The 12,013-nt window shown below is 69.5% G+C and carries 8 protein-coding genes and 1 pseudogene; 3 read left to right on the forward strand and 6 right to left on the reverse strand.

Annotated elements, in window-relative coordinates:
* Positions 1–2: 2 nt before the first annotated feature.
* Positions 3–986, reverse strand: a complete 984-nt coding sequence (locus ACFYPG_RS01810; RefSeq protein ID WP_355006724.1) for a zinc-binding alcohol dehydrogenase — start codon at positions 984–986, stop codon at positions 3–5.
* A 203-nt stretch (positions 987–1,189) separates the two neighbouring features.
* Between ACFYPG_RS01810 and ACFYPG_RS01815 the strand changes: the two are divergent.
* Positions 1,190–2,521 (forward strand): annotated as a pseudogene (locus ACFYPG_RS01815) (choice-of-anchor A family protein); the annotation flags it as partial.
* Positions 2,522–3,025: 504 nt separating this feature from the next.
* Positions 3,026–6,034 (forward strand): hypothetical protein, encoded by a 3,009-nt coding sequence (locus ACFYPG_RS01820; RefSeq protein ID WP_355006784.1) that lies wholly within the window; start codon positions 3,026–3,028, stop codon positions 6,032–6,034.
* A gap of 185 nt (positions 6,035–6,219) precedes the next feature.
* On the opposite strand, the gene ACFYPG_RS01825 is transcribed toward ACFYPG_RS01820, so the two are convergent.
* The 3 genes from ACFYPG_RS01825 to ACFYPG_RS01835 form a co-directional block, all read right to left on the reverse strand.
* Positions 6,220–7,104 (reverse strand): hypothetical protein, encoded by an 885-nt coding sequence (locus ACFYPG_RS01825; protein ID WP_355006723.1) that lies wholly within the window; start codon positions 7,102–7,104, stop codon positions 6,220–6,222.
* Positions 7,105–7,392: 288 nt separating this feature from the next.
* Positions 7,393–7,752, reverse strand: a complete 360-nt coding sequence (locus ACFYPG_RS01830; RefSeq protein ID WP_387349547.1) for a VOC family protein — start codon at positions 7,750–7,752, stop codon at positions 7,393–7,395.
* Positions 7,753–7,925: 173 nt separating this feature from the next.
* A complete protein-coding gene (locus ACFYPG_RS01835; protein WP_387349549.1) occupies positions 7,926–8,765 on the reverse strand; it encodes an alpha/beta hydrolase fold domain-containing protein in 840 nt (279 codons plus the stop codon).
* A gap of 208 nt (positions 8,766–8,973) precedes the next feature.
* Between ACFYPG_RS01835 and argJ the strand changes: the two genes are divergently transcribed.
* On the forward strand, positions 8,974–10,122 hold the full coding sequence (gene argJ, locus ACFYPG_RS01840) for a bifunctional glutamate N-acetyltransferase/amino-acid acetyltransferase ArgJ (RefSeq protein ID WP_387349550.1): 1,149 nt from the start codon (positions 8,974–8,976) through the stop codon (positions 10,120–10,122).
* A gap of 66 nt (positions 10,123–10,188) precedes the next feature.
* Here argJ and ACFYPG_RS01845 read toward each other — a convergent pair whose 3' ends face one another.
* Positions 10,189–11,034, reverse strand: a complete 846-nt coding sequence (locus ACFYPG_RS01845) for an EamA family transporter (RefSeq protein WP_387349551.1) — start codon at positions 11,032–11,034, stop codon at positions 10,189–10,191.
* Positions 11,035–11,062: 28 nt separating this feature from the next.
* Entirely contained in the window at positions 11,063–12,007 is a 945-nt protein-coding gene (locus tag ACFYPG_RS01850; RefSeq protein ID WP_387349552.1) for a methionyl-tRNA formyltransferase, read from the reverse strand.
* Between the last annotated feature and the right edge of the window lie 6 nt (positions 12,008–12,013).

A 12,013-nucleotide genomic window follows, 5' to 3' on the forward strand; every position in this document is an offset into this window, starting at 1 on the left:
GGTCACTCTCCGTCTTCGTAGGTGATGAGGTGGCAGAGCGCGGGCAGGTCGCCCGAGGTCAGTCTGGCGAGCACGTCGGGCAGCTCCGCGAAGCGCGACGCGCCGGTGATCAACGCGTCGAAGGCCGGGTCGTCGAGCAGGTCCAGGGCGAGCGCCAGCCGGTCGGCGTAACTGCGCCGTCCTCGTCGGGCGGGTGCCACCATGCCGACCTGACTGCTGCGCACGCTGAGTCGACCGGAGTGGAACGAGCCGCCCAGTGACACCTGCACCGGGCGGTCGCCGTACCAGCTCAACTCGATGACGGTGCCCTCCGGCGCGAGCAGGTCCAGCGACTGTTGCAGGCCGGCGGCGGTGGCGCTGGCGTGCACGACCAGGTCCCGGTCACCGCGGGCGTCGGACGGGTTGGCGAAGTCGACGCCGAGCGCCCCGGCCACGCCGGCCCGGCGCGCGTCGGTGTCGACCAACTCGACCTGCACGCCGGGGAACCGGGCCAGCAGCGCCGCGACGCAGCAGCCCACCATGCCCGCGCCGATCACGGTGACCCGGTCGCCGACCAACGGCGCCGCGTCCCACAGCGCATTGACAGCGGTCTCCACAGTGCCGGCGAGCACCGCTCGGGCGGCCGGCACCCCCTCCGGCACCGGCACCACGGCACTCACCGGCACGACGTACGCGCTCTGGTGCGGGTGCAGGCAGAACACCGTCCGCCCGAGCAGTTCCGGCGGGCCCTGCTCGACCACGCCGACGCTGAGGTAGCCGTACTTCACCGGGCCGGGGAACTCGCCCTCCTGAAACGGCGCGCGCATCGAGGCGTACTGGTCGGCGGGCACCCGGCCGGCGAATACCAGCGTCTCGGTGCCCCGGCTGACCCCGGAGTAGCGGGCCCTAACCAGCACCTCGTCGGGGCCCGGGGCGGTCAGCGACACCGGCTGGATCTCGGCCACGCCGGGTTCGCGCACCCAGCAGGCGTACGCCTCGCGGATCACCGTCGCGCACCTCAGCTCTGCTCCGGGGCCGAATCGATCGGCCGTGTCGGGGTCCCCGGTCGGGGGTTGTCGATCATAAACACGGAACTTCGGTACGCACAGTTCGAAGCTCGCCCACCGCATCTGCCATTCGGACAAAAGCGGCATAGCGGTGTTTTTGTCCCTATAAGCTCCCCTGGCACATTCGAACCAACGGGGGCGTGATGAGGATTTCGTGGTGGGGTAGCCGCAGGTCACGGGCGGCGGCGCTGACAGCTGTCGCGGGTGTGTTGGCGCTCAACAGTCTGCTGGTGCCGGCCGGCCCCGACCGGATCAACCCGGTGCTGGCCGCCGTCGACGAGGCAATCGGGCCGGTCGACCCGGTCGCCGAGGCGCTGAGCTTCGGTGTGATGACCGAGGGCAACGCCACTGTGAACAACGACGAGAACGAGGGAACCCTCGCCGTCGGCGGTGACCTCACCTTCGGCAACTACCAGCTCGCCGGGGCGACAGCCGGATCGTTCGTGGTGCCCGGCGACGCCAACCCCAGCGCCCTGGTCGTGGGTGGACGGGTCAACTTCGCCGGCAGCGTCGGCGGCAGCCGTCTGCAGGTGCTCTCCAACGGCTACGCCAAGGTCGGCAACCTGACCGGCACCGTCGTCCGAAACACCGACAACAACGGCGCCCAGGTCAACACCCGGATCCTGCCGACGAACGACTACGACGCCTCGCCCCGGGTGGAGCTGGTCACCCGGCAGCCGGTCCCCAGCGTCGGGCCGACCTCGCCGATCAACTTCGCCGGCGCGTTCACCGCCTTCCGGAGCACCACGGCCGGCCTCGCCACCTGCGACAACACGGTCGTGCTGCGGACGCCGAACGGTGACGTGCTGCCCCGACCGATCCCGCCGGGCAGCAACGCCGTCGTCACGTTGACCCCGGGCGTGACGAACGTGCTCAACCTGAGCGCCGCCGACCTGGCCAACATCCAGATCCTGACCTTCGCGAGCCAGCCGACCGCCGCCACGCCACTGCTGGTCAACGTGGACACCAGCGGCGTCGGCAACACCTTCGCCTGGACCGCCCCGAACTTCGCCGGGATTGGCGGGCCGCAGGCGCGCTACGTCCTGTTCAACTTCCCGACCGCCACCGCGCTCACCCTCACCCCGAACGCCGCCACCGTCGAAGGCACCATCTACGCCCCCAACGCCAGCCTCACCGACCTCTCCTCCAGCAACACCGAGGGCAGCGTCATCACCCGTACGCTGGACCACCGCGGCGGCGAGATCCACTACTTCCCGTTCAGCACCACGCTCGCCTGCGAGGGCGCCACCCCGGCCGACATCGCCCTGATCAAGTCGTCGACCACCACGCTGATCACCAGCGTCGGCCAGCAGGTGCCGTACTCCTTCCACGTGGTCAACACCGGCGGCGTCCCGCTGACCACCATCTCCGTCACCGACGTGCAGACACCACCGTCGTCGAACACCAACCTCGGCCCGATCACCTGCGCCGCCACCACACTGGCGCCCGGAGCGCAGACCGCCTGCACAGCCACCTACACCGTCACCCAGGCCGACCTGGACAACGGCGGGGTCACCAACGTCGCCACCGCACAGGGCAGCCCACCCACCGGTCCGCCGGTCGTCTCCGACCCGAACTCCCTGACCATCCCGGCGCAGGCGCTCACCGCCGCCGTCACAGTGGTCAAGTCGTCCACCACCACGTCGATCACCACGGTCGGGCAGCAGGTGCAGTACCGGTTCCTGGTCGCCAACACCGGCGGACTGACCCTTACCAACGTCGCCGTCACCGACGTGCAGACCCCGCCGTCGTCGAACGCCAACCTCGGCCCCATCACCTGCCCGGTCACCACCCTCGCCCCCGGCACGAGCACCACCTGCACCGCCACCTACACCGTCACCCAGGCCGACCTCGACAACGACGGGGTAACCAACGTCGCCACCGCGCGGGGCACCCCGCCCGGTGGCGGTACGCCGGTCACGTCGCCGCCCTCGACGCTGACCATCCCCGAGGCCGGCCTGCTCGCGTCGATCGCCATCATGAAGACCTCGACCACCACGTCAATCACTGCTGTCGGCCAACAGGTGCCGTACCAGTTCCACGTGCTGAACACCGGCGGGTTCACCCTCACCGGCGTCAACGTGACCGACGTGCAGACCCCGCCGTCGTCGAACGCCAACCTCGGCCCCATCACCTGCGCCGCCACCACTCTCGCTCCCGGCGCGCAGACCCTGTGCACAGCCACCTACATCGTCACCCAGGCCGACCTGGACAACGACGGCGTCACCAACGTCGCCACCGCGCACGGCACACCGCCCAGTGGCGCCCCTGTCGACTCGACGCCAGCGACGCTGACCATTCCGGAAAGCGGTCTGGTCGCCTCCATCGCGATCCTGAAGTCGTCCACCACCACGTCGATCACCGCTGTCGGGCAGCAGGTCCCGTACCGGTTCGACGTGGTCAACACCGGCGGGTTCACCCTCACCGGCGTGACCGTGACAGATGTGCAGACCCCGCCGTCGTCGAACGCCAACCTCGGCCCCATCACCTGCGCCGCCACCACCCTCGCGCCCGGCGCCACCACCACCTGCACCGCCTCCTACACCGTCACCCAGGCCGACCTGGACTTCGGCTCGGTCCGGGACAGCGCGACAGCGCAGGGAACACCGCCCGGCGGTCGGCCGCCCGTGCAGTCGCCGCCCGCGACGCTGACGATTCCGAGCGACGTGGTCGTCCCCGGCATCTCACTGGTGAAGTCGTCCACCACCACGCAGATCAGCAGCGTCGGCCAGCAGGTGCCCTACCGGTTCCTGGTCGCCAACACCGGCGGCGTGACGCTCAACGGCGTGAACGTGACAGACGTGCAGACCCCGCCGTCGTCGAACGCCAACCTCGGCCCGATCACCTGCGCCGCCACCACCCTGGCACCGGGCGCGAACACCACCTGCACCGCCACCTACACCGTCACCCAGGCCGACCTCGACAACGACGAGGTCACCAACGTCGCCACCGCACACGGCACACCGGCCGGCGGTGACAACCCGATCGACTCGGCACCCTCGACGCTGACCATCCCGGCGGCAGACGTGATCCAGTCGATCTCGCTGCTGAAGTCGTCCACCACCGTCTCGATCACCACGGTCGGGCAGCAGGTGCCCTACCGGTTCCTGGTGGCCAACACCGGCACCGTGACGCTGTCCGACGTGAACGTGACAGACGTGCAGACCCCGCCGTCGTCGAACGCCGACCTGGGGCCGATCACCTGCGCCGCCACCACCCTCGCTCCCGGCGCCAACACCACCTGCACCGCCACCTACACCGTCACCCAGGCCGACCTCGACAACAACGGGGTCACCGACGTCGCCACCGCACACGGCACACCGCCCGGCAGTGAGACGCCCATCGACTCCGCGCCGGCGACACTGACCATCCCGGACGCGGGGATCGTCGCCAGCATCCAGGTGGTGAAGACCTCCACCACCGTGTTGATCAATACCGCGGGGCAGCAGGTTCCGTACCGGTTCCACGTGGTCAACAACGGTGGGCTGACGCTGACCAACGTCAACGTGACCGACGTGCAGACCCCGCCGTCGTCGAACGCCAACCTCGGCCCGATCACCTGCGCCGCCACCACCCTCGCCCCTGGGGCGAGCACCACCTGCACCGCCACCTACACGGTCACCCAGGCCGACCTCGACAACGACGGCGTCACGAACGTCGCCTCCGCGCACGGCACACCGCCGGGCGGGGGTACGCCTGTCGACTCGCCGCCGTCGTCACTGACCATCCCGCAGTCCGGGCTCGTCGCCAACATCGAGGTGATCAAGTCGACCACCACGGTGGCGATCACCGCGCCGGGTCAGCAGGTGCCGTACACCTTCCTGGTCGTCAACACGGGCGGCTTCACCCTCACCAACGTCACAGTCAACGACACTGTGCTGCCGCCGTCCGAGCGCGGTGTCCTCGGGCCGATCACCTGTGGTCCAGAGAACATTCCGAACGGCGCGGTGACGTTGTCGCCGGGCGCCTCCATCCAGTGCCGGACGACCTACACGGTGACCGCGGAGGACTTCACCGGCTCGTCGCTGCGCAACGCCGCCACTGCCACCGGTACGCCGCCGTTCGGGCCGCCGCCGGTCTCCCCGCCATCGCCGGTGGACATCCCGATCCCCCACCCGGCGATCGCCATCACCAAGTCGGTGACGCCCACTGTGGTGTCCGCGGCCGGTGACGTGGTCACGTACCGGTTCGTGGTGAGCAACACCGGCACCACGTCGCTCAGCGCGGTGACGGTCGACGAGACGGACTTCTCCGGCACCGGGACGCCCGGGGCCATCACCTGCGGCACGCCGCCGGTCGCCAACGGCACGGTCACCCTGGCCGCCGGGGAAAGCACCACCTGCACGTCGACCTACGCGGTCACCGCCGCGGACATCGAGACCGGCCGAATCACCAACACCGCGGTCGCGGCTGGCACGCCCCCGACCATTCCCGGTCAGGACCCACCCGCACCGGTACGCTCCGCGCCGGCCTCGGCCGAGGTCACGGCCACCCGGGGCGCGGCGATCACTGTGGTGAAGTCGAGCAGCACCGACAAGATCGTCCGGCCGCGGCAGCACGTGCCGTTCCAGTTCGTGGTCACCAACACCGGTCAGGTGCCGCTGACCGGCGTGACGATCACCGACGCCCTGACCGCACCGGCCTCGGCGGCCAACCTCGGCCCGATCACCTGCGGTCCGGAACGGGCGCCGAACGGCGCCGTCACCCTTGCCGCTGGTGCGGCGGTGACCTGCACGGCGACGTACACGGTCAGCAAGGCTGACTACCACCACGGGTCGCTGCGCAACACCGCGACGGCGACCGGCACTCCGCCGGACGGACCGGCGCCGATCTCACCAGAGTCCACGATCACCATTCCGGTGAAGGGCAAGCTCCCGGTTACCGGAACGTCGTTCCCGGCCGGGCTCTGGATGGGTGCCGGGGTGCTGGCGGTGCTCCTCGGCGCGGCGCTGCTGCTGGTCGTCCGGCAGCGCAGACTCCGCGCCTGACGCGGACCTGATCGCGGGGGTCGGACCGGAGGGGAACCGGTCCGGCCCTCGCGGCACGTCGCCACCACCGCACGGCAGGGGGCTCGCTCCAACGCGCGATCAACGAACTGGCCCGACGCCTTCTCGGGTGCACAGGCTTATCAGGTCACGAGCCTGACCGGCACAAGCCGTGGTGCTGACTGTTGTCAACAGTTGATCCAGCGCACCGGGCGTAGTCGGGAGCCGTTGATGGAGCCAACGACGACGCCGTTGTCGGCGATCCCCCAGCCGATGGGGATTTGGACACCCGGGATGGCACCGCCCAGGGCGACGAGCCGGTCGCCGTGGTCGACGACTCGGTCGCCGAGCACCGAGCCCCGACTGTTGACGTCCTGCGTCGATACCAGTGCCGGGTTCACGGCGGACGCCACGCCAGTACGCAGGTCCCAGCGCACCAGGGCGCTGTCCCCGTCCTCACTGCCCGTGCCGATGCTACCGACTGCCCAGGTCCCCCGGGCCGCGACGATCCCCGACCACCGGGCCCCAGGGGCGGTGAGCCGGTCGGTCCTTGCGTCGGGATGGCGTACCCAGCCGAAGCCGCCGGCGGTGCCGATGATGGTGCCGTCGTCGAGGATCTCCCTCGCGCTGGCGTTGGACGGGGCGTCGATCACCTCGACGGTGCCCGGCCGGTCGGCGGGCCAGAGCAGCGGCAGGGTCGTCTCGGTCTGCTCGACGGCACCCAGGCCAACGATGTCGCCGCGTGAGTTGATTCCCAGCGCCAAGGTGTTGGAGACCGTCGGCAGGACGGGTAACCACTCCAGGCGCCCGTTGCGGTAGCGCCACGGGCGGTAGACGTTGTCGACGAAGGCACTGCCGACGGCAACGCCGTACCGATTGATGTTCTCGACCTGATGCAGGGCTCCTATGGTGACGACGGTGAGGCGGGGTTCGTCCCCCACGCCGGGCCCAGGTCGGCGCGGCGGCCCGGCCCAGAGCAGCAGGAGCGGCTGCGTATCGTCGTCATCGATTCGGTAGCCGATGCCGGCGATGAACCGACCAGTTGGGTCGACCGTCAGAGCTCGACCAGTCATGTCCGCTGGTAAGGGCAGTTTTCGTAGCGCGCAGACCGGGACGGGCCAGCGCTTCGGCTCGGCAGTGGCAACGCCGGGCAGGCCCAGCGTTGCGGTGAGGGCGCCAGCGGTCAGACTGACGAGAAAGCCGTTCCGAACAGTCCGGGTCATCTCTACTCCCAGTGACGTGTTGTGGTGGCGCACTCACCGAATCACGTCGATGTCAACGTCGGAAGTGCTGCCTACGGCTAGGCGACGCTGATTTCCGACACCGCACAGCCGCGACGTCGCGGAGGCCGAGGCAGGGGGTCACATGTCGGCTTCGAGAGCGCAGGTGTTGCCGTCCGGGTCCTGGAACCACGCGATACGTCCACCCCCGGCCCGCGCGGTGATCCCCTTGGCGTCGTGCTCGAACTGCTCGTAGCGAACGAACTCGACGCCGGACGAGGAGAGCTCCTCGACGATCTGGTCGATGTCGTCGACGTACCACGTCGCCAGCGTCGCCGAGGTCTTCCCGGCAGTGACCGACTGGTACACGTTCAACGCCGGCCCGCCACCGGAGCCATAGACGCGGCTGCCGTCGACGATGGTGGCGCTGGGGCCGGACCGCAACGCCCGCAGGCCCAGCGCGCCCTCGTAGAAGGCCACGGCCCGCTGAATGTCGGACACGGCGACCGAGGTTCTGAGGTGGTACGCGCTCAAGGGCATGAACCACTCTGGCAGGTACCCTCCGAATCTTGGCGCCGAACCGACGACCTGTTCCGGTGCCCGTCGATCACGGCTGCGTGTATCACCGAGCCGGCGGCATGGCAACCGCGACCCGGCGATGCGGGCTCAGGCCACTAAGCGCTAAGGACTCGGCTGAAGAACGCCAGAGTGTCGCGGATCAGCGGCTCCAGCGGCACCCCGGCGAAGCAGTGGTCGGCGCCCCGCACCACCGACAACTCGACCTCTGCTCCCACCTCGGTCAACGCTGCGGCAAGTTCTCTGCTCTGCCCCACCGGCACGACCAGGTCCTGGTCGCCGTGGATCAGCAGCATCGACGGGGCCTGATCGGAGACGTAGGTGATCGGACTCGCGGCCCGGCCCAGATGCGGGTTGTCTGGCAACGGGGCACCGATCAGAAGTGACTCGGGTGAGTCGGCCGCGTCGTGGTCGATAGTCCCGGACGGGTGTGCCTGTGACTGCATGGTCAACAGGTTCGACGGCGCGTACCAGCAGACCGCTGCCAGAACGCGGCTGTCGTCCTGGTCGTCCCCCGTCAGCGCGACCATCGAGGCCAGATGACCACCGGCCGACTCGCCCCACACGCCGATCCGCTCGCCGTCCACGCCGACCTTGTCGCCGTGTCGGCGCAGCCAACGCACCGCCGCCTTGACGTCGTCGAGCTGGGCGGGAAAGTGCGCCTCGCCGCTGAGCCGGTACTGCACGGAGGCGACAGCGAATCCGGCCCGGATGGCGGCGGTGAACGGATCCACAGTCATCAGCCAGTCCGGCGGCTGCTTGGGCGAGCCGAACAGCCACGCCCCGCCGTGGATCCACACCAGGACCGGGGCCGGTCGGGGTGCCGTCACCGGCACGACGAGGTCCAACGTCAGCGGGCGGAAGCCCGGGACTTCGTGCACGACGATGTCGCGGTGCTCAATCCGGTCGTTCCGGCGCGGGGGTTCCGACTCGGTCATCGCGCCATGGTCGCACCGACGGCCAGAGCGTGCCGACCAGCCGACCAGCCCCGGACCGGAACCACCAGCGTCGGTACGCTCCGCGCCGGCCTCCCCGAGGTCACGGCGACCCCGACGGACAGACAGCCCATTGATACCGTGGGTTACGAGGGGTGTCTGTTGCGTTCGGGGCCAGGACCGGGCCGAGATGAGAAGGATGGAGCAGCACATGATCGTTCCGCAGGGGTTCCGCGCGGTGGTCGCGAACGCCGGGCTCAAGGACGACGAGGACGACTTCACCGCCCTGGTCTCCGAGGTGCCTGCGGTCAGCGCGGCGGTGTTCACCCGCTCCCGGTTCGCCGGCCCCAGCGTCGTGCTCAGCCGTTCGGCGGCGACGACGTCGTCTGCCCGCGGCGTCGTGGTGCTCTCCCGCAACGCGAACGTGGCCACCGGCAAGGAAGGGCTGGAGAACGCCCGAGAGGTGCGGTCCACAGTGGCTCGCGCCGCCGGTCTGGACGACGACGAGCTGCTCATCGCGTCAACCGGGGTGATCGGGAAGCAGTATCCGATGCCGAGGGTCCGACAGCGCCTGGCCGAGCTTCGGTGGCCCTTTCCGCCTGCCGATTTCGACCGGGTCGCGCGGGCGATCATGACCACCGACACCACGCCCAAGGTGGTGCGGGCCAGTTGCGGAGCGGCGAGCATCGTCGGCGTCGCGAAGGGCGTCGGCATGATCGAGCCGAACATGGCGACCCTGTTGACGTTCTTCTGCACGGACGCCCGCATCGAGCCGGCCGACCTGGACCGGGTGTTCCGGGCGGTCATCGCTCGCACCTTCAACGCGGTCAGCATCGACACCGACACCTCCACCAGCGACACCGCGGCCATCTTCGCCAACGGCCTGGCCGGGCCGGTCGCTCTGGACGAGTTCGAGCAGGCGTTGTATTCCGTCGCACTGGACCTGGTGCGGATGGTCGCCCGCGACGGTGAGGGTGCCAGCAAGCTCATCGAGGTCCGGGTCAGCGGTGCCCGGGACGGCGAGCAGGCCAAGCGGGTGGGCAAGGCCATCGTCAACTCGCCCCTGGTCAAGACGGCCGTGCACGGCGCGGACCCGAACTGGGGTCGGGTAGCCATGGCCATCGGCAAGTGCGAGGACGACGAGGACATCGACCAGCAACGGGTACGGATCGGTTTCGGCGGTATCGAGGTCTATCCGGCGCAGGCCACTGAGGAGACCCTGGTTCGGCTGCGGCGCCACCTCGAAGGTGACGACGTCGTGATCGAGGTCGATCTGGGGATCGGCGCCGGCGCTTTCACCGTGTACGGGTGCGACCTCACTGACGGATACATCCGGATCAACGCTGACTACACCACCTGAGCGACGATGCATCCGGGCGGTACCCGACGAGGTACCGCCCGGACGGTCGTGGCCTAACCGCGCGGGTCAGCGGGATGCCAGCAGGAACACCCCGACCAGCGCCAGGACGACACCTGCCCACTGCACCCGGGTGGCGCGTTCGCGCAACACGACCCGCGCGAGCAGGAGCGTGCTGACCGGGTAGAGCGATGCCAGCAGGCCCACCACGGACAGGTAGCCCTCACGGACCGCCAGCAGATACAGCACGCTCGACAGCATGTCCAGGCCACCGGAGAGCAGGGCCAGCAGCACCGTGTTGCGGGGAGCTCTGATCGGCCAACGACCGATCGGCCAGGCGAGCACGAGCAGTGTCAACGAGGCGCATCTGGCGGCCACCAGTGGCCACAGCCCCGACCCGTCCCCGGTACGGGACAGCAGCACGAAGAACAGGCCGAAGCCGGCACCGGCGGCCAACGCACCGGCCACGGTCCGCAGGTGCGATTGTCGACCCGGCCGGTCGCCGCCCGACGTGACCGAGACGCAGGGGATGGCGATCAGTCCGCAGGCCAGTCCGGCCGCCCCGATCACCGACACGGTGTCCCCGCCGGCCAGGCCGACGAGGACGGGCAGGATCGCGGCCATGGCGGCGGTGGTCGGAGCGACCACGCTCATCACTCCGTGGGCGAGGGCGTGATAGAGCAGCATGGCGCCGACGCTGCCGGCCAACCCGGCCAGTGCCCCCCAGCCGGCGTCGGCGGCCCGGAGGTTTCCGCCGCCAACGGTCCCGACGAACACCACGGCGGTCGCCAGCCCTGCCATGTTCGACCAGAGCACGACGGTCACCGCCGCGGCGCGCTTGGTGGCGAAGCCGCCGACGAAGTCGGCGGCTCCCAGAACCGTTGCCGACGCCAGCGACATCAGAATGCTGAACATGTTCCGCCTTGGGTTGTCGGTGGCCGGATCAGTGAGATGTCAGATAGCCCCCCATGGACGTGAAGTAGGCGCGCGCCGGCAGCTCCGTGCCATCGTCCGTGCGCACCTGGAGGATCCTCAACCCCTGCTCGCGTCCGGTGTGGGCATCCGGCCCGCACACCACGACCACGCCGTCTCCCTCGGGGCAGAAGATCCGGCCCGGCGTCCCTCCGTAGCGCTTGGACGACACAGCCGCTGCGGTAACTCGCAGCCGGACACCGTTGTGGTAGGCAAAAGCGTTCGGGTAGGGGTCGCTCTGCGCCCGGATCAGATTGGCCAACCGGTCGGCCGGCCACGTCCAGTGGATCCGGCTGTCCTCCACCGATCGCTTGTGGAAGAACGTCGCCTGGGCCGGGTCCTGGCTGATCCACTGCCCGGTGCCGCTCTCGATGAGGTCCAGCGCCGACAGGGTGATCTCCGGGAAAATCTCGATGGTGCGCTCGAACAGGTTGGTCACAGTGTCCTTGTCGCTCACCTGGACCCGGCGCTGCAACACGATCTCGCCGAGGTCGAAATCATCGTTCATGAAGTGCACGGTGACCCCGACCTCGCGTTCACCGTTGATCATCGCCCAGTTGAGTGGGGCGAAGCCGCCGTAGCGAGGCAGCAGGGCGTCGTGGACGTTGATCGCCCCGTGCCGCGCCAGGCCGTACACGGCCGGCGACAGCCAGGTCCGCCAGTCCGACGACACGATGATGTCCGGGGCCAACTCCCGCAGCCGTGCGGCGACCTCGTCGTCATTGGCGTACTGACGGACCAGGATCGGCAGGTCGTGCTTTTCGGCCAGGTCGACCACCGAGTCGTTCCAGATGGTTTCGTACTCGTGCCCGCTGTCGGGATGGGTGATGACCTGCACCACCTCATGGCGGGAGTCCATCAGCGCCTGCAGCACTCGATGCCCCCACGTCTGGTAGCCCATGAACACTACTCGCACGGGTGT

Source organism: Micromonospora sp. NPDC005553, assembly GCF_042871765.1.
Lineage (GTDB): Bacteria > Actinomycetota > Actinomycetes > Mycobacteriales > Micromonosporaceae > Micromonospora.